The 16,371-nt window shown below is 68.1% G+C and carries 22 protein-coding genes; all 22 read left to right on the forward strand.

All coding sequences use genetic code 11. The features are described from left to right. The first annotated feature begins 14 nt into the window (after nucleotides 1-14). The 22 genes from ABD080_RS14405 to ABD080_RS14510 all read left to right on the forward strand — a co-directional run bounded on the left by ABD080_RS14405 (nucleotide 15) and on the right by ABD080_RS14510 (nucleotide 16,365). Complete coding sequence (locus ABD080_RS14405; RefSeq protein WP_343905874.1) at nucleotides 15-560, forward strand: capsid assembly scaffolding protein Gp46 family protein; 546 nt, start codon at nucleotides 15-17, stop codon at nucleotides 558-560. Between the two features lie 36 nt (nucleotides 561-596). Next, the gene (locus ABD080_RS14410) at nucleotides 597-977 is read left to right on the forward strand and encodes a hypothetical protein (RefSeq protein ID WP_343905875.1); all 381 of its coding nucleotides are present in this window, start codon (nucleotides 597-599) and stop codon (nucleotides 975-977) included. A gap of 1 nt (nucleotide 978) precedes the next feature. Further along, nucleotides 979-1,986, forward strand: a complete 1,008-nt coding sequence (locus tag ABD080_RS14415) for a major capsid protein (protein ID WP_343905876.1) — start codon at nucleotides 979-981, stop codon at nucleotides 1,984-1,986. Further along, nucleotides 1,986-2,153, forward strand: coding sequence for a hypothetical protein (locus tag ABD080_RS14420; protein WP_343905877.1), 168 nt, complete (start codon nucleotides 1,986-1,988; stop codon nucleotides 2,151-2,153). Before ABD080_RS14415 ends, ABD080_RS14420 begins: the two co-directional genes overlap by 1 nt. Before the next feature lie 13 nt (nucleotides 2,154-2,166). After that, on the forward strand, nucleotides 2,167-2,568 hold the full coding sequence (locus ABD080_RS14425) for a hypothetical protein (protein WP_343905878.1): 402 nt from the start codon (nucleotides 2,167-2,169) through the stop codon (nucleotides 2,566-2,568). Continuing rightward, a complete protein-coding gene (locus ABD080_RS14430; protein WP_343905880.1) occupies nucleotides 2,559-2,936 on the forward strand; it encodes a hypothetical protein in 378 nt (125 codons plus the stop codon). The genes ABD080_RS14425 and ABD080_RS14430 overlap by 10 nt, the downstream gene beginning before the upstream one ends. After that, nucleotides 2,929-3,177 carry a hypothetical protein gene (locus ABD080_RS14435; RefSeq protein ID WP_343905881.1) on the forward strand — a complete coding sequence of 83 codons (249 nt, stop codon included), beginning with the start codon at nucleotides 2,929-2,931 and terminating at the stop codon, nucleotides 3,175-3,177. Before ABD080_RS14430 ends, ABD080_RS14435 begins: the two co-directional genes overlap by 8 nt. 3 nt (nucleotides 3,178-3,180) lie before the next feature. Continuing rightward, nucleotides 3,181-3,567, forward strand: a complete 387-nt coding sequence (locus ABD080_RS14440; RefSeq protein WP_343905882.1) for a hypothetical protein — start codon at nucleotides 3,181-3,183, stop codon at nucleotides 3,565-3,567. Next, nucleotides 3,567-3,776: a hypothetical protein gene (locus ABD080_RS14445; protein ID WP_343905884.1), complete on the forward strand. Its 210-nt coding sequence runs from the start codon at nucleotides 3,567-3,569 to the stop codon at nucleotides 3,774-3,776. The genes ABD080_RS14440 and ABD080_RS14445 overlap by 1 nt, the downstream gene beginning before the upstream one ends. Further along, nucleotides 3,773-4,369: a phage tail tube protein gene (locus ABD080_RS14450; protein ID WP_343905886.1), complete on the forward strand. Its 597-nt coding sequence runs from the start codon at nucleotides 3,773-3,775 to the stop codon at nucleotides 4,367-4,369. Before ABD080_RS14445 ends, ABD080_RS14450 begins: the two co-directional genes overlap by 4 nt. Nucleotides 4,370-4,538: 169 nt before the next feature. Further along, entirely contained in the window at nucleotides 4,539-4,916 is a 378-nt protein-coding gene (locus tag ABD080_RS14455; RefSeq protein WP_343905888.1) for a hypothetical protein, read from the forward strand. 152 nt (nucleotides 4,917-5,068) lie between these two features. Next, entirely contained in the window at nucleotides 5,069-5,326 is a 258-nt protein-coding gene (locus tag ABD080_RS14460) for a DUF5361 domain-containing protein (RefSeq protein ID WP_343906120.1), read from the forward strand. Nucleotides 5,327-5,348: 22 nt separating this feature from the next. Beyond that, nucleotides 5,349-10,943 carry a peptidoglycan DD-metalloendopeptidase family protein gene (locus ABD080_RS14465; protein WP_343905890.1) on the forward strand — a complete coding sequence of 1,865 codons (5,595 nt, stop codon included), beginning with the start codon at nucleotides 5,349-5,351 and terminating at the stop codon, nucleotides 10,941-10,943. 200 nt (nucleotides 10,944-11,143) lie between these two features. After that, on the forward strand, nucleotides 11,144-11,788 hold the full coding sequence (locus tag ABD080_RS14470) for a hypothetical protein (RefSeq protein WP_343905892.1): 645 nt from the start codon (nucleotides 11,144-11,146) through the stop codon (nucleotides 11,786-11,788). Nucleotides 11,789-11,896: 108 nt separating this feature from the next. Then, on the forward strand, nucleotides 11,897-12,640 hold the full coding sequence (locus ABD080_RS14475; protein WP_343905894.1) for a hypothetical protein: 744 nt from the start codon (nucleotides 11,897-11,899) through the stop codon (nucleotides 12,638-12,640). 26 nt (nucleotides 12,641-12,666) lie between these two features. Then, nucleotides 12,667-13,791, forward strand: coding sequence for a hypothetical protein (locus tag ABD080_RS14480; protein WP_343905896.1), 1,125 nt, complete (start codon nucleotides 12,667-12,669; stop codon nucleotides 13,789-13,791). After that, nucleotides 13,791-14,747: a hypothetical protein gene (locus ABD080_RS14485; protein WP_343905898.1), complete on the forward strand. Its 957-nt coding sequence runs from the start codon at nucleotides 13,791-13,793 to the stop codon at nucleotides 14,745-14,747. Before ABD080_RS14480 ends, ABD080_RS14485 begins: the two co-directional genes overlap by 1 nt. Next, nucleotides 14,747-14,983: a hypothetical protein gene (locus ABD080_RS14490; RefSeq protein ID WP_343905899.1), complete on the forward strand. Its 237-nt coding sequence runs from the start codon at nucleotides 14,747-14,749 to the stop codon at nucleotides 14,981-14,983. Before ABD080_RS14485 ends, ABD080_RS14490 begins: the two co-directional genes overlap by 1 nt. Continuing rightward, complete coding sequence (locus ABD080_RS14495) at nucleotides 14,983-15,342, forward strand: hypothetical protein (protein WP_343905901.1); 360 nt, start codon at nucleotides 14,983-14,985, stop codon at nucleotides 15,340-15,342. The genes ABD080_RS14490 and ABD080_RS14495 overlap by 1 nt, the downstream gene beginning before the upstream one ends. Beyond that, nucleotides 15,342-15,659 carry a hypothetical protein gene (locus ABD080_RS14500; protein ID WP_343905903.1) on the forward strand — a complete coding sequence of 106 codons (318 nt, stop codon included), beginning with the start codon at nucleotides 15,342-15,344 and terminating at the stop codon, nucleotides 15,657-15,659. Before ABD080_RS14495 ends, ABD080_RS14500 begins: the two co-directional genes overlap by 1 nt. Beyond that, nucleotides 15,659-15,994, forward strand: coding sequence for a hypothetical protein (locus tag ABD080_RS14505; RefSeq protein WP_343905905.1), 336 nt, complete (start codon nucleotides 15,659-15,661; stop codon nucleotides 15,992-15,994). The genes ABD080_RS14500 and ABD080_RS14505 overlap by 1 nt, the downstream gene beginning before the upstream one ends. Then, entirely contained in the window at nucleotides 15,994-16,365 is a 372-nt protein-coding gene (locus tag ABD080_RS14510) for a hypothetical protein (protein ID WP_343905906.1), read from the forward strand. The genes ABD080_RS14505 and ABD080_RS14510 overlap by 1 nt, the downstream gene beginning before the upstream one ends. The last annotated feature ends 6 nt before the right edge of the window (nucleotides 16,366-16,371 follow it).

Below are 16,371 nucleotides of genomic sequence, written 5' to 3' on the forward strand. Positions count from 1 at the left end.
GAAAGGACTCCGCGATGGACCGCAACCTCCTGAACCTCCTGCAGACGATCGGTGCTCTCCGGTTCGTCGACTCCCCCGACGAGAACGGTGGCGGCTCCGACGAGCCGGCCGGCGACGATCAGGGGGACGATGGCGACGAAGATGAGCCGCTCGGCGAGAACGGCATCAAGGCGCTGAAGTCGGAGCGTCTCCGGGCGTCCCAGGCGAAGAAGCGCGCCGACGCCGCCGAGGCCCGTCTGAAGGAGATCGAGGACGCCGAGAAGACCGAGCTGCAGCGTGCGCAGGAGCGCATCAGCGAGCTCGAGAAGGCGAACAAGGACTTCGAGGACGCGAAGCGCCGCACTGAGCTGCGCGCGTCGGTCCTCGCTGAGAAGAACGTGCCCAGCGAGTGGGCAGATTTCGTCACGGGCGACACCGAGGACGAGATGACCAAGGCCGCGGACCGGATCCTCGCGAACCTGTCCCGCGCCGACAAGGGGCCCTCCCTCCGACCGACGGCCGGGCAGACCGGTGGATCGCTCGAGGCTGGCCGTGAAGCCGCGAAGAGCTTCCGCCCCTGACCTCTCCCCACCCCTTCATCACCAGAAAGGCCAGCCATGGCTATCAAGGATGAGGACCTCCGGGGCACGTCGAGCCGTATGGCGCTCGCGTCCCTGCTGGGTCTGGACACCGCCACCACCTTCAAGGCGACCGCCGACGTGAACGACGGGCCCGTGCCCGCTCTGTCGCCGGTCGTGATCACCGCCGCGGGCGTCGCCACGGTCTACACCAAGGACGATGCGGCGCCCACCCTCGGCGAGACCGACCAGGTCGGCTTCACCGTTTCCGATCGCGTCTCCGACGCCGACGGGAAGCTGAACGTCGCCGTGATGCGGCAGGCGCACGTGCGCAAGCCGCTCCTGTCCGCCGCGGCCAAGGCCGTCGTCGACGCTGCCCCTGCGGCCGCGCTGACCCACATCATCGTCGAGGAGGCCTGACATGGCGCTCAACACCAAGTACCTGACCCCGGCGGAGACCACCGGGTTCGTGCGCGGCCGCATCGAGTCGTACACCGAGCAGGACGTGCTCTCGCAGATCCTGCCCGACGAGACCGTCGACAACATCGCGGTCCGCTTCAGCGTCGGCGACGCCGGCGTGACCCCGGAGGCCGAGGCCCGCGACTGGGACGCCCAGCCGTCGGTCGGCGACCTGCCCAAGCAGGCCCGCCGCACGATCGACCTCGTCGCGTTCTCCCGCCGCATCCCCGTGTCGGAGTCCGACGCCCTGCTGTCCCGCCTCGCCGGCGGGGAGGGCTACGCGAACCTGATCAAGCGTGCCGGTGACACCGTCGCCCAGGCGATCTTCAACGCGGCCCGCCGCCAGCGTGCCACCGTGCTCGCCACCGGCAAGGCCACCATCAACCAGGCCAACTTCGGCCTGGACGAGGACTTCGGCCGCGACGCCGCCCTGACCGCTGCGCTCGCGAACCTCGCCTCCGCGGCCGGGTCCGACGTGCTCGGCCAGCTCGGCGCGTTCGTCGACATCTTCGAGGAGAAGTCCGGCGGCACCCGCCCCTCGTACGCGCTCGCGTCGACGAAGGCGATCAACGCCTTCCTCAACCACCCCCAGTTCGCGTCGAAGGTCAACGACATCACCCGTCCCGCGACCCTCGACCAGGTCAACCAGGTCCTCCTGGCCTCCGACCTGCCGCAGCTGGTCCGCTACAACGGCAAGATCGGGCAGAGCCGCCTCCTCCCCGAGGACCGGCTCATCCTCGTCCCCGACTACGTCAACGGTGGCACCTCGGACCTCGGCGCGACGATCTGGGGCCTCACTGAGTCTTCGTTCAAGCCCGAGTTCTCCGGCATCGGTGGTCAGCTGCCCGGCGCGGTCGCGGCCGTGTGGGACACCGAGGGCACCGCCGGCAAGACCGTGGTGGACGCCGACTCGACGTTCCTCCCCATCCTCAAGAACGCGAACCTCTCCGCTTCGCTGAAGGTGATCTGATGCCGCGCCTCACCGAGAACGTGCTGATCGGTGACCGGGTGTACCTCGCTGGCGAGGACGTCTCGGAGGCGGACGCGAAGGGCGTCCGCCCCGAGGTGTTCGAGCAGGCCAAGGCGCCCGAGGCCGAGCCCACCGCTCAGCGGGGGAAGCGCGCCTCCACCAAGTAAGGAGGTGCCCGCGATGGCGGACAACATCGAATGGGCCACAGAGACCGACCTCGAGGGCGCTGACCTCGAGGGCGTCACCGCCGCCTACGAGACGGCGCAGATGACGTACTGGCTGGGCCGGGCGAAGCGGGCGATCCTCGCCGAGGTGAAGCTGCCGGTGCTCGCCCAGCGGATCCGTGACGGGCTGATCGACGAGGACGCCGCGAAGGACGTCCAGATCGACCTCGTCCTCGGGAAGTTCGCGAACCCCGGCGGTGTCCGCACCGTGCAGGAGTCCAACGGCCCCTCCTCGGGGTCGATCACGTACGGCGGCGATACCCCGGGGCAGCTCTCCCTCACCGCTCACCACCGGAAGATGCTTGGCATCCCCGTGGCTGGGACCCGATCCGCGAGGACGGTGAACACATGGGGCTGACCGTGACCGTGCATCCCGTCGGCACGGCGGGGCAGGACGAGATGGGCGACGACATCGAGGTGCCTGGCACCCCGTACGAGCTCGAGGTCGTGTCGGTCTACCCGACGACGTCGACGGAGCCGGGTCTACCGAACCGGTCCCTCGTCGTCACGGGGCTGACGATCCTCGCGTCCGAGGACACGCGCTTGGGAGCCCACGACGAGCTCGAGGTCCCCGGCTACGACGGCCGCTGGGGCATCGTCGGCGAGGTCGCGATCTACGACCAGCGGTCGAACCCCGCGCGGCGGCGAGGCGTCCTCGGGTGTGGCCGCCGGCCGGGGCTCGACCTCGGCTGCGTCCAGATCACCGTGGAGAAGTCCGATGGCTAGACCGAACGTGCAGCTGAACTCTGAGGCGCTCGATGCCCTGCTGAAGGGCACCGGGGTGCAGAAGGAGCTGAAGCGGCGGGTCGACGCCGCGGCGAAGGCCGCTGGTCCGGGCTACGAAGGCACCGTGACCGTCGGCTCCACGCGAGCGCTCGGGAAAGTCACTGCGGAGACCCCGCAGGCCGCCCGGGACAACGCGAAGAACCACACCCTCATGCGAGTCCGAGACCAACTTCGGGGGTGAGCCGTGGGGTTCGCGAACGCTCAGGGGCTCATCAACGCCCATCTCGCCGCGGTCACCGGTCTCCGCTGCGTCACCCAGATCCCCACGTCCCGCCCGGAGCGGTTCGTGCGGACGATCCGCACCGGCGGCTTCCTGGCGAACCAGATCACGGACGTCGCTCGTCTCACCGTCGAGTGCTGGGCGAAGGACAAGTCCACTGCCCAGCAGGACGCACAGCAGATCCGTGGAGCGCTCCTCGCGCTGCGCGGCACGTCTCTCTCCGGGGTCAAGGTCCATCGCGTCACCGAAATCGCGGCGCCGTCGGACTCCCCCGACCCCGACACATCCACTCCCCGCTACGTCCTCACGCACGAGGTGCATCTGCGGGGCACATACAGGAAGGGCCAGTGATGGCTGACAGCAAGGTCAAGGCGACCGTCGCTCACAACCAGGTGATCGACGGCAAGCCCTACAAGCCGGGCGACACCGTCTCCCTCGACGGGAAGCTCGCGAAGGTCCTCGCCAATCGTGGCGCGGTCCAGATCAACGAGGCTGTGAAGGCCTCCCCGTCCAAGGCTGCCGCTGACGCGGACGCCGGCAAGAAGGAGGCCTCCAAGTGAGCGTTCCGATCACCACTGCCACTGAGAACACGTGGATCGACTCCGACAACGCCCGCATCTACGGCGGTGACCTCGACTCCGTCTGGGTCGGTGACCACGGTGCGGTGTTCCCCGCCGGTGACGACATCGTCGTCCCGGAGAACCACGACAACATCGGCTGGCTGTCGGAGGACGGGCTGAACTTCGCCCACAACGACAACACCGAGACGTTCAACGGTCACCAGGGTGGCAAGGTCGTCCGCAAGAAGGTCACCACCTCCGAGGACACCTTCACGTTCACCGCGCTCGAGACGACGCTGCTCACCTTCGGGCTGATCAACGACGTCAAGTCGTACACCACCACCGGTGGCGTGTCCCGCCTCAAGGTGTCCGGGTCGAAGAAGTCGAACGACAAGCGCTCCTGGATCGTCGACACCTGGGACGGGGACATCTGGTACCGCTACCTGATCCCGTCCGGTGAGGTCGGTGAGCGTCCCGAGGAGGTCAAGTCCAACTCGGCGATCACGATGTACGAGCTCGCCGTGACCGTCTACGGCGGCTACGAGATCCTCACCAACGACCCGGCGATGGCGAAGCCCGCCGAGACCCCCTGATCCCCCGGGATCCGCTTCTTGAGCCTTGACGCCAGCACTGCTGACGCGGGGCTCTTCTCATGCCGGCGTGGCGCCCGTTCGTGACGGTCCGGGCGCCACGCCCCCTCGCTTCACCCATCCGACCGTCACGCCCTTCCTTCCTCTTGACCGTCACGAAAGGACCGTCACCATGACCGACACCAAGGTCGCCACCCAGCAGGCCCGAGCCGCCGGCGCCAAGACCCCCGCCGACCGCAAGAAGGCCGCCTCCGCCACCGTCAAGGCGCTCCAGGCCGAGGCCGCCGAAGGCGACCGCGTGATCGAGCTCCGCGGCGAGCCGATCACCGTGCACCTGAAGGCATTCCAGGACCGTCTCGCCGACGACTACGAGTTCATGGAGCAGGTCACGCAGGGCATGATCCCCGCGATCCTCGTCGAGCTCGTCGGCAACGACGGCCACCAGCAGCTGAAGGACCTCGCCCGCGACAAGACCACCCAGAAGGTGTCCACGGAGTCGATGGCCGAGCTGTTTCAGGAGGTCATGGAGGCGACCAACCTGGGAAACTGATCGGCTTCCTCCAGCTTCTCTCGGACTTCCCGGAGGAGCTGGAGGCGGACCTCGCCCACTACTACCAGGTCGACCTCGTCGACCTGTGGCGAGGCCAGATCAGTCTCCGGCGCCTCGCGGCACTGACGTTCAAGATCCCATCCGGTGGGGAGCTGTGGCAGGCGACCGGTGGGAGCCGCGCCTGGTCCGACACGTACGCCGGCCTCATGTCCGTCCAGCACGGTCTGCACGTGCTCGCCTGGCAGCAGACCGAGGACGGGCAGAAGGGCCGCAACCAGCCCACACCCGCGGAGCCGCCGCCGTTCTACACGGACGTCGACGCGAAGGTCTCCAAGGCCGACGCCGCCGCACGGAAGTTCGAGGAGCGCCAGAAGCTCATCGCTGAGCAGCGCGCACACCGCATGACCTGACAACTGCATACGGAGGTGCCCGATGGCTGCTGCGCCCTCGAACCAGATCGCGACAGCCGCCCTCGGGCTCGTCCCCGTGATCAGCGGGATCAAGGGCAACATCACGGCGCAGCTCGCCGGGTCGTCGGTCATGTCCAGTGCCGACTCCGCCGGCAAGTCCATCGGCTCGCGCATGGCGAACTCCGCCATGTCCGCGCTGAAGGGCGGGCTGAAGGTCGGCGGTGTCATCGGTGCCGCGGTCGGTGCGATCACCGCCAAGGGTGGCCTCGACCGTGCCCTCGGCATCGAGGACGCCCGCGCGCAGATGTCGGGACTCGGCCACGACACCAAGTCCGTCGACAAGATCATGGGCAACGCGCTCAAGTCCGTCGAGGGCACCGCGTTCGGACTCGACGCCGCCGCGACCACCGCGGCCGGTGCCGTCGCCGCCGGCATCAAGCCGGGCGAGCAGCTCGAGCAGACGCTGACGACCGTCGCGAACGTCGCCGCCGGCGCGAAGGCGCCGATGGAGGACATCGGCGGGATCTTCAACACCGTCGCCGCCGTCGGCACCGCCTACACCGGCGACATCAACATGATCGCCCAGCGGGGCATCCCGATCTGGCAGTCCCTGGGCGACCAGCTCGGGAAGACGCAGGACGAAGTCAAGAAGATGGCCACCAAGGGTGACATCGACTTCGCGACGTTCCAGGCGGCAGCGCAGGACGCCGCGGGCGGCGTCGCGAAGGCGATGGGCGACACGACCCGTGGCTCCTTCGCGAACATGATGGCGTCCGTCCGGAAGCTCGGCGCGATGTTCGTGACCGGGATCCTGCCCCTCGCGAAGACGACGTTCACAGGGATCCAGAGCCTGCTGAACGCGGTGAAGGCGAAGGTCGAGCCGTTCGTGAACGGCTTCTTCGAGGCGTACGGCGACGGCGCGCAGAAGGGCATCGAGGGGTTCTTCCAGGGGCTCGTGACCTGGGTGGAGAGGTTCGATCCGACCCCGGTCGTGAACTTCTTCAAGGAGGTCAAGGGCGGGATCATCGCCTTCGGTGCCGCCTGGACGCAGAACACCGGCGACGTCACCTCCTCCGGGTTCCCCGGGTTCATGGAGAAGGCCGCCTACTGGATCCGCCAGGTGTGGGACCAGATCAAGACGCTCGACTTCTCGAGCTTCTCCGCGTTCGGCGACTCGATCTCGGCGGCGATCACCAGCCTCACCGGTGGCAGCGGCGCGTCGACGGCGCTCGCTGGGATCGGGTCGGGGCTCGCCGCGATCGCCCAGGCGTCCCCGGACCTGCTCGCGTACGCGCTGAAGATCCTCGGCGGCGCCATGGGGTTCGTCGCGGACCACATGGGGATAATCGCCCCACTGCTGCCGTTGATCGTTGCCGGCGTCCTCGCCTGGAACGCCGCGACGAAGACGCAGTCGATCCTCTTCTCGGTGACGCTGCCCCAGCGCATCGCCAGCAACACCGCGCTCGCGATCGCCAACGGCCTCGAGCTCGCGAACACCATCGCCACGAACCGGTCCACCGCCGCGCGGGCCGCCAACGCCGTCGCGACGAACACCGCGGCGACCGCCACGACCCGCGCCAGCATCGCCACGCGACTCGGCACGATCGCCACGAACGCCGCCGCCCTCGCGCAGCGCGCGTTCGGCGCAGCGCTTCGCTTCGCGATGGGCCCGATCGGCTGGATCATCACTGGCATCACCCTCCTCGTCGGCGGGCTGATCTGGTTCTTCACCCAGACCGAGGTCGGGCAGCAGCTCTGGTCGAAGATCTGGGGATGGATCAAGGACGCCGCCGCGGCGGTCGTCACCTGGTTCACCGACACCGCGTTGCCTTTCCTGAAGGCGGCGTGGGACGGGATCGCCGCCGGCGCCCTGTGGCTCTACCAGAACGCGATCCTCCCCGCGTGGAACGGCATCCAGGCTGCGATCGGCGCGGTCGCCACGTGGGTGTCTGGGACGCTCGTCCCGGCGCTGCGAGCCGCGTGGAACGGGATCGCTACGGCCGCCATGTGGCTGTGGACGAACGTCATCCAGCCGGTGTGGACCGGGATCAAGACGGCGATCGCCATCGCGGTTACCGCGGTTCTCGTCTACATCGACCTGATGAAGTGGTACTTCTCCAACGTCATCGCTCCGGTGGCGCTGTGGCTGTACAACTCGGTCATCGTACCCGTCTGGAACGGGATCAAGACGGCGATCGGTGCCGTCGTCGACTGGATCGGGAACGTCGCGTGGCCGGCCATCAAGGTCGCCTGGGACGCGATCGCTGCAGCCGCCCAGTGGCTCTACAACACGGTGATCTTGCCGGTGTGGAACTCGATCAAGGGTGCGATCGCCTCGGTCGTCACCTGGATCCAGACGATCGGCTGGCCGGCACTGCAGCTGACGATCAAGTGGATCGGCGACGCGTTCTCCTGGGTCTACAACAACGTCATCAAGCCCGTGTGGAGCGGGATCCAGACCGCGATCCGCGTCGTGGTCGACTGGTTCAAGGCCGTCGCCTGGCCGATCATCAACGCCGTCATCGGGTACCTGAAGAACTCGTTCGAGGGCTGGAAGATCGTCGGCAAGGCGGTCTGGGACGGGATAAAGGCCGCCGTCTCGGCGGTGGCGTCCTGGTTCCGTGACACGGCGTGGCCGATCGTCTCCAACGTCATCGAGAAGCTGAAATCCGGCTTCAACACGATGCGCGACGTCATCAAGACGGCCTGGGACTTCATCAAGGACAAGGCGATCAACCCCGTCGCCACCTGGTTCCGCGACACGATCAAGCCGCTGTTCGACAAGGTCACCGGCGGTGTCAAGGATGCCTTCACGGGCATGAAGGACACCGTCGAGAAGATGATGAACGGGGTTCGGGACACCGCGAAGGCGCCCGTGAAGTTCCTCGTCGAGACGATCATCCGCGACGGCATCATCGGGAAGTACAACGAGGTCGCGAACGGTGTGTTCGGCCTCGACAAGGTCGACACCGGCAAGTTCACCGTCGGATGGTCGTCGGGCGGCTACACGGGCCCCGGCTCGAAGTACACGCCAGCCGGCATCGTCCACGCCGACGAGTACGTCATCCGCAAGGAGTCCCAGAACGACCTGCGCCGCAGGGCGCCGGGGTTCCTCGACTCCCTCAACCAGTACGGCGCGGCAGCCCTTGGGTACGCCAGTGGCGGCCTGGTCAAGCTGCGGATGCCGTTCGCCGGCTCGTACCGGCAGGGCGAAGGGTTCGGTGCGCGCGGCGGCGCCCACAAGGGCATTGACTGGCCGATCCCCTCGGGGACCGTCCTGAAGGCAGTGGCCGCCGGCGTCGCTTCCCGATCGACCAACAGCAAGGCGGGCAACAAGCTCGAGCTCAGCATCGGCGACGGACTCGTGGCGGGCTACCACCACCTGTCCGGCTACATCGCCAAGAACGGGCAGTCCGTCGGCCGTGGTGCTGACGTCGGCTACGTCGGCTCGACTGGACGCTCGTCCGGACCGCACCTCCACTTCTCCCTCCGCAAGGACGGCACCTACGTCGACCCGGCCCCGTATCTGGGCGCCGGCGGCGCGGCTGGTTCTGGCGGTGGCGGGTGGTGGAACCCGTTCGACGGGCTCTGGGACTCCCTCAAGGAGAAGGTCCGCGAGGGCGTCGGCGACTCCGCGTTCGGCAACGCGCTCTTCGAGGTCCCACAGAAGGTCATCGGTGGCGCGGTCACGTGGGCGACGGAGAAGCTCTCCGCGCTCGGCGACTTCGCCTCTGAGACCGCTGTGACTGTCGCTGGGGCGGCCCGTTGGACGCCCGTTGCTACCGAGGCGCTGACCCGTGAGGGGCAGTTCGGTCCGAACCGGCTGTCTGCTCTGCTCCGGCGGATGAAGCAGGAGTCCGGCTTCGACCCGCGGGCGATCAACAACTGGGACAGCAATGCCAAGCGCGGCACGCCGTCCAAGGGCCTGATGCAGGTCATCCAGCCCACGTTCGACGCCTACCGGGATCGGTCGCTCTCGAGCGACATCTACGACCCGCTCGCGAACATCGTCGCCTCGATCCGCTACACCCTCTCCCGCTACGGCGACCTGGAGAAGGGGTGGAACCGGAAGGGTGGCTACGCGAACGGTGGCTGGACCGGTCCGGGGTCGAAGTTCGACCCCGCGGGCATCGTCCACGCGGACGAGTACGTCATCCGGCGGGAGTCCCAGCGGTCCATCTCGCGAGTTGCCCCGGGGCTGCTGGACTCGCTGAACGCGCGCGGCGCCTCGGCGCTCGGCCTCGGTGGCTACGCGTCGGGTGGTCTCGTGTCCCCGACGTCGAAGATCGGCTCCACCAGGGTGTCGGTCATCGTCGACGGGCTCACGGGCACGACGAAGCAGGTGACGGCGGCGGCGGGGAAGCTCGCCGACGCGATCACCGCCGAGTTCAAGAAGAAGCTCGGCAACAGCAAGACGTCGACCGTGAACGCGCTCGCCGATCAGCTCGCTGGGCTGAAGAAGCAGGCGCAGGATCTGCAGAAGGTCGCGAAGGGCACCACTAAGGTCGTCCAGAACGTCGGGAGAACCAAGGCCGGGAAGCCGATCACCAAGACGGTGAAGGTGTCCACGGCGGAGGCGAAGAAGGCCGCCGAGCAGCTGAAGTCGGTGCAGAAGCAGATCCAGTCGACGTCGGCGACCTTGAAGAAGGCGCGCCGCGGGGACATGACTGCTGCGGCTGCTTCGGCGTCGGCGGCGTTCTTCACGAAGAACGCGCAGTCGACGACGCAGAAGCTGACCGAGCTCGCGACCACGCGGGAGAAGCTGACCGCGAAGCTGAAGGACGCCAACAAGGCGCTCACGGACGCCATCAAGGTCCGCGACGACTACGGGTCGTCGCTCATCGACAAGTTCGCTGGTGGGTACGTCCTGTCGGATGCGGACGCGACGATGAGCATCGGGTCGATCATCGAGAACTTCCAGACCGCCACGTCGAAGGTGAAGACCTTCGCGGGGCAGATCGGGCAGCTCTCGAAGCGTGGCCTCGCACAGGGGCTCATCGACCAGATCGCCCAGCTCGGTGCTGACACCGGCTCCAATGTGGCAGCGAACCTGCTGTCGGCGACCCCGGATCAGCTGAAGCAGCTGTCCTCGCAGTACGGGGCGCTCAACTCGGCATCCTCGAAGGCAGGGACGAGCATCGCATCGTCGATGTACCAGTCCGGTGTGGATGCCGCGCAGGGCATGGTCAAGGGGCTGAACTCGGAGATCGAGTCCGTGAAGACCGCCTCGGAGACCCTCGCCGAAACAGTCGTGACGACCGTGCGGAAGAAGCTCGACATCCGCTCCCCCTCCCGGGTGCTGTTCAAGGACGGCGCCTACGGCGGGCAGGGGCTCGGGGACGGGTTCCTGTCGAAGGTCGACTACGTGCAGTCCGCGATGGCGTCGCTAGTCGACCCCTCCGCGGTTGCGGCCCCTCTCGGGGACCTGTCGTCTCTCGCGAACCGCACTGTTCGCTCCCCCGTCGCGTCGGCTCGCGCCGGCTACCGGGGCGCGGCGGTGACGGAGAACCACTACCACTACGAGCCGACGCAGGTCGACCTGGATGCCCAGGTTGAGCGGCGGACGCGGAGGGAGTTCGAGACGATGGTGGATGCTGCGAAGCGGGTGCGCCTGTGATCACGGCAACCCTCACAGACCCGACCGGGGTGCAGGTCGTCGGATCCTGGGATCACGACGGTCAGCACTCCGGTGGGGACCTCCTCACCTCCCTCGTGGGGTGGATAGCTGGTGTCGGCGTGGAGTCGGAGCGGGTGTCTCGCTCCTCTGGGCATGGGGACTTCCCTGCTCCGACCCGCCGCACCTCGCGGACGCTCACCATGTCGGTGCTGTGCGAGCGGGACAGTCGCGCAGAACTGTGGGCGCTGGAGCGGGAGTTCTCCGGGCTCTTCGCCGAAGGAGGGACCGGCACCCTGACCGTTGATCAGGATGGTTCGGTCCTGACGGCGCAGGTGGACCTTGATGGTGAGCCGAAGCCGCTCACGAACCTTGATGCGGGGTTCGTGTCCGTGGAGGTCCCGCTCCATGCGTCCGATCCTGTCCTGTATGCCCCTGAGCGGGTGACGACGCTGCACCCGGTGGGTGTGGGGATCGGCCTGCGGTACCCCTTGTTCGCGGATGGTGTCCTCGACTTCGGGGCCGGCGTGACCGGAGACGAGGTCATCCAGAACTTCGGCAACACGACGGCCTACCCGATCGTCTGGGTGTACGGGGACTTCCCTGGCGGCTGGCAGCTGACAGCGGGCGACCGGTCGATCGTGTGGCCGTGGCCGACGGTACTCACCGCGCCGGTGCGCGTCGACATGTCGGGGTCGATCTGGATCGGCCCGGACAACGTCACCCACCTCGCCTCCGTGCGCCGGTGGGTGTCCATCCCCAAGAACGGGTCCCTCTCCCTCACGCTCGCCCCGATCCAGGGTGGCAGCGGGTGGGGCGAGGTGCACCAGCGTGACACGTATCTGTGAAAGGAGCCCCTGATGGGCTACGCATTCGGTAAGGCTCCCCTCGCGGACGGGACAGGCACCACTCCCGAGGATGTGCAGCAGGTGTGGTGGTCGATTTTCCGCTCCGACGTGCCTGCCATCGTCCGTGGCGGCGTCGTGACGGGCACGTCGACCATGGCGTACTCGGTCGCGCCGGCGGTGCTGGTGATCCCCTCCGGGGACTCGCGGCGACTCCTCGTCCCCACGGATCGGGTGACGGTGCCGACGGCGGCCGCGCCTTCGTCGGGCACCCGGACGGACATCATCTACGCCGGGTCGGATGGTGCGATCAAGGTCGGCACGAGCCTGCCGGCGAACAACATCATGCTCGACAAGCGGTCGGTCCCCGCGGGGGTCACCGCGACCACGGCGACGTCATCTCTCCTCGGTGATCGCCGCTTCGCGCCCCTCGTCGGCGCGTCGATGGGTCGGCTCATCTCGTGGGAGGAGTCGATCGGTCACGGTTACCACTTCCCTGCCGCACAGACCACGGTCATGTCCAAGACGATCACGCTCGAAGAGGATCGACTCATCGATTGGCGGTTCTTCCAGACCATCGCCCTCGAAGACGGGCTCGATGGGGAGTGGGCGTCGATGAAGTGGGACCTGCTCATCGATGGGGCCGTGCAGCGGTCCTGGGAGATGAAGGTCGAGAACATCGCCGAGACGAAGTACTTCAACATGAACTCGTCCCTCGGCGCGGGCACGCACACGGTCACCCTCCGCCGCACCGTCAAGCGGGACATCAACAAGGCGCTCCTCTACTACAAGGGCGCGTCCGGGAACTGGCCCGGCACGAACTTCTCCGCTGTCGACATCGGGGCGCTCGCGTGACCTGGCGGGTCTACCTCGGACGCACCATGACCGGGGATCTCGGCGTGGAGCTGCCGTGGACGTCCGGGTCGGTCACGCACACGCTCAACGATCACGACCAGATCGACGTGGTCGCGTCACTCGACGCACTCGACGGCGTGTCGCGGGAGTGGTGGTCGCCTCGGTCGGGATGCCTGGTCGTCACCTACTCGGACGGGTGGGGTGTGGAGCGGATCGTCTCCGCCGGCGTGATCGCGTCCCCACCCAAGGACGACAGGCAGGCCCGGACGACGACGTTCACCGCCCGCGGTGTGACCGGTCTGCTCGAGGACCGGATCATCCTGGACCGGGACTACGAGCCTGGCGCGTCGCAGGGTTTGCGCACGTCGAAGATCGTGTGCGAGGACCAGACCTACCGGGCAATCATGGGCACCCTCGTCCGTACGGGCCTCGCGAAGCGCAACGGGTGGCTGCCGATCATCACTCCGCCGGCGGAGGCAGGGAACCGTTCTCGGACCTATGCCGGATACGACGTCGCCAACAACGCGGTGTGGAAACGGATCCAGGAACTGTCCGAGGCGGATGGTGGACCGGACTTCGCGTTCCGTGCCGAATGGGCGGACGACGAGCACACCCGCTTCCAGTGGAGGCTTATCGCCGGGTCAGATGCGCAGGCGACCCTCCCCCAGGACGGGGAGGTCCTCTGGGATGCGACGTCTCGTGACGGGGATGTCGCGACTCTCGACCCGGTGACGAGTGATGAGAGCACCGCGCACCGCGTCTACGCGACAGGGTCGGGATCCGGGTCAACGGTCGGCCTCGAGGTCGCCGAGCTCGAGACGCTCACTGAGTTCGATCCGCTGGTGGAGAAGGTCGTGTCGGCATCGTCAGCGGAGCCGAACGTGGGCGGCGTGACGATGCTCGTCGACGTCGCGAAGGGCGCGCTTGCTTCCGTGCCGATCTACCAGCTGTCACTGCAGGTGCATGCGGATCTGCGCCGGAAGCCGATTGGCACCTGGTGGTGCGGTGAGCTCGCGCTCGTCGCGACCGAGGGGTGGCGGGACTTCCCGAATGGCGAGTTCCGACTGCTGGCGATCTCGGTGAAGTACACGCTCGGCTCGGACATGGCCGACGTCGAGTTCCAGGAGGACTACATGGCGGGAGGCTCCTGATGGCGGTGCGGGTGAACCTGCGGGAGGACCCGGCGCAGGGGATGCAGCGAGTGCTGACGAGCATCGCCCAGTCCGCTCGGCAGACGAAGACGGGGCCGACGGGCAACGTCGATCTCGGTGAGGATGGCGACCTTTCGTGGCCGTCTACCGACAAGCAGGGCGCCCCGGTCACCAAGTCCGTGAAGCGGTTCGCGGTCGAGCTCGACGACACGACCGAGCTCGCCGCGCAGCTCGAGCAGGACCTTGCCGCGGCCGCCGCGCAGCTCGCTACGGCAGAGGCGAACCTCGCGACCCTCCGGGACGTGACCCTCCCCGCGATGCGGACCGAGCTGGACGCCGCGGACACGGCGGCGCAGACGGCGCTCGGCGCGCTCGACGGGCGGCTCGAGGACGCCGAGACGACCCTCACCGCCGCGCAGGGCGACATCACCGCCATGCAGTCCCTCCTCGAGGGCACGGACCTCGAGCAGCTGCAGATCGACCTGCAGGCCGCGCTCGCCGACATCACCGCCTTCCAGACGGAGACGATGCCGGCGCTCGAGGCGCGCCTCCAGGACGCCGAGGATCTGCTCGCGCAGCTCGAAGGCACCGACATCAGCGACCTCCAGACACGCCTGGGCGCCGCCGAGACCGCCGTCAGCGACCTCCAGACCACGACCCTCCCCGCGCTCGAGGCGTCCCTCGACGCACGAATCACGCAGGGCCAACAGGAGACGGCGGCCGCGCTCGCCGTGGCGTCGGGGGACATCTCGACGGCGCAGTCGGCGATCGATGCGGCGCGCGCGCGGCTGGACGCACACGACGTGTCGATCACTGGGCAGGCCGAGGTGCTGGATCTGGTGGCGAAGCAGGCAACACGCGGGCAGCTGCCACCGCGGGGTGCCCCGCTGGGGGCGCATTGGATCACGCCGGAGGGACGGATCTACGTACGAGTCCCCTGTGAGGAGGTGGCCTGATGCCCTACACGGCACGCGATTGGACGGACGGTGAACTGGTCACCGCGGAGGACCTGGATCGGATCGAGCAGGGGCTCGCGGCGACAACCGCGAAGGCGGATGCGACGGCGGCGACCGTCGATGGGATCAAACTCGCCAACTCGTCGATGGGGACCGGGGCGCCGACGGGCACGGCCCCGGTCGGCTGGTACTACACGGACGTGGCCACGGGTGACGTCTACCGGATGGAGGCGTGATGGTTTGGAACCTGAAGCAGCGCCGGTCGACCGGGCTGCGCGATATCTCGGGCCTGCTGAACGCAGACTTCTCGGCGTTCCAGCTGCGGGTCCTGCGGATCGGGGACTCGGTCACCGTGCACATCGTGAACCTGTCCTATGCGGGGGCGGGCACCGGGACGCTCTCGGTGATGCTGCTCCCCGCGGGGCTCCGCCCGCCGGCGACCGCGGCCGGGTACACCACCCGCGGGCAGAGCTCGCTGGTCACGAGCTCCGGGGTCGTGCAGGTCGTGAATCCCGGGCCATCCGTCGCGAGCGTGACGTTCTCGTACCTCACGCTCGACCCTTTCCCTTCGACCCTGCCGGGGGTGAGCGCGTGATGGCGTGGAGCAAGAAGAAGATGGCCCGCGCCTGGGTGGCGGTGCCGATGAAGGTCGCGGGGACGCTGCATGTGCGTCTCGCTGCGCCGGGTCTGGTGGAGCTGTCGCTGCGGAACGGGCAGCCGGGGGCGACGGGCACGGTCGTGCTCGGCACTCTGCCGGTCGGGTATCGGCCGTCGCGGCCGCTGGACGTGGCGGCGACATCGGGGGTCCTGCGGATCACGCAGGACGGGACGGTCTCGCTCGTCTCGGTCACGCAGGCGACGGCGTGGCAGTACGTCGCGCACGTCTACACCACCGACGAGGAGGTGGCCTGATGGCCTGGAAGAAGAAGACCGGCTCGACGGTCCGCGACCTCACGCCGCTGATCGTGGAGGGCTGGACGCCGGGCACGGCGACCGCGCGCCGCAGTGGCGACGTGGTCTTGATTGATGTGCAGGCACTCGGCCGCCCAGCTGCGGGAACGGGGGTCGTGCAGATCCTCTCGCTCCCCGTCGGCTACAGGCCGGCGGCGAACGTCTATGGGCGAACGTTCCGCGGATCGCTGACGCGCTGCCTCACCGGTGGAGCGCTGTCGATCGACGCGCCGACGTCGTCGGTGGACTACCTGCACTTCACGTTCCTGACCTCCGACCCGAGGAGCGCCGCCTGATGGTCTGGTCCAAGAAGCGCTCCTCATCCACGGGGGTCGTCTCGGCGGTGCCGCTGCTCGCGCACCTCACCTCCGCCTCCTTCAACATCTCGATCATGCGCACGGGCGACGCTGTGGAGCTGTCCTGCTACGTGAGGCAGTTCGATCGCGCTGGTGTCGCGCAGGGTGGGACGCTGCTGACCCTCCCGGTCGGGTGGCGGCCTGCGATGCCATACCGGGCCTACGCGGTGGTCCCCTCCACGGCGCAGCTCGACGTCGCTACCAGCGGGGTGGTCACGGTCATCGCCGGGTCGATCGCTCAGAACTCCTACGTCACGATCCACCTCGCGCACCTCACGCGCGACGCCTGGCCCACGGGAGGGGGACTCTGATGGGTT

This window comes from Brachybacterium rhamnosum (assembly GCF_039526185.1).
GTDB lineage: Bacteria > Actinomycetota > Actinomycetes > Actinomycetales > Dermabacteraceae > Brachybacterium > Brachybacterium rhamnosum.

Bases quoted from the DNA above. Each gene is read 5' to 3' on its own strand.
- ABD080_RS14405 (WP_343905874.1), top strand. From the start codon at position 15: ATGGACCGCAACCTCCTGAACCTCCTGCAGACGATCGGTGCTCTCCGG.
- ABD080_RS14410 (WP_343905875.1), top strand. From the start codon at position 597: ATGGCTATCAAGGATGAGGACCTCCGGGGCACGTCGAGCCGTATGGCG.
- ABD080_RS14415 (WP_343905876.1), top strand. From the start codon at position 979: ATGGCGCTCAACACCAAGTACCTGACCCCGGCGGAGACCACCGGGTTC.
- ABD080_RS14420 (WP_343905877.1), top strand. From the start codon at position 1,986: ATGCCGCGCCTCACCGAGAACGTGCTGATCGGTGACCGGGTGTACCTC.
- ABD080_RS14425 (WP_343905878.1), top strand. From the start codon at position 2,167: ATGGCGGACAACATCGAATGGGCCACAGAGACCGACCTCGAGGGCGCT.
- ABD080_RS14430 (WP_343905880.1), top strand. From the start codon at position 2,559: ATGGGGCTGACCGTGACCGTGCATCCCGTCGGCACGGCGGGGCAGGAC.
- ABD080_RS14435 (WP_343905881.1), top strand. From the start codon at position 2,929: ATGGCTAGACCGAACGTGCAGCTGAACTCTGAGGCGCTCGATGCCCTG.
- ABD080_RS14445 (WP_343905884.1), top strand. From the start codon at position 3,567: ATGGCTGACAGCAAGGTCAAGGCGACCGTCGCTCACAACCAGGTGATC.
- ABD080_RS14455 (WP_343905888.1), top strand. From the start codon at position 4,539: ATGACCGACACCAAGGTCGCCACCCAGCAGGCCCGAGCCGCCGGCGCC.
- ABD080_RS14465 (WP_343905890.1), top strand. From the start codon at position 5,349: ATGGCTGCTGCGCCCTCGAACCAGATCGCGACAGCCGCCCTCGGGCTC.
- ABD080_RS14470 (WP_343905892.1), top strand. From the start codon at position 11,144: ATGTCGGTGCTGTGCGAGCGGGACAGTCGCGCAGAACTGTGGGCGCTG.
- ABD080_RS14480 (WP_343905896.1), top strand. From the start codon at position 12,667: ATGACCGGGGATCTCGGCGTGGAGCTGCCGTGGACGTCCGGGTCGGTC.
- ABD080_RS14485 (WP_343905898.1), top strand. From the start codon at position 13,791: ATGGCGGTGCGGGTGAACCTGCGGGAGGACCCGGCGCAGGGGATGCAG.
- ABD080_RS14490 (WP_343905899.1), top strand. From the start codon at position 14,747: ATGCCCTACACGGCACGCGATTGGACGGACGGTGAACTGGTCACCGCG.
- ABD080_RS14495 (WP_343905901.1), top strand. From the start codon at position 14,983: ATGGTTTGGAACCTGAAGCAGCGCCGGTCGACCGGGCTGCGCGATATC.
- ABD080_RS14500 (WP_343905903.1), top strand. From the start codon at position 15,342: ATGGCGTGGAGCAAGAAGAAGATGGCCCGCGCCTGGGTGGCGGTGCCG.
- ABD080_RS14505 (WP_343905905.1), top strand. From the start codon at position 15,659: ATGGCCTGGAAGAAGAAGACCGGCTCGACGGTCCGCGACCTCACGCCG.
- ABD080_RS14510 (WP_343905906.1), top strand. From the start codon at position 15,994: ATGGTCTGGTCCAAGAAGCGCTCCTCATCCACGGGGGTCGTCTCGGCG.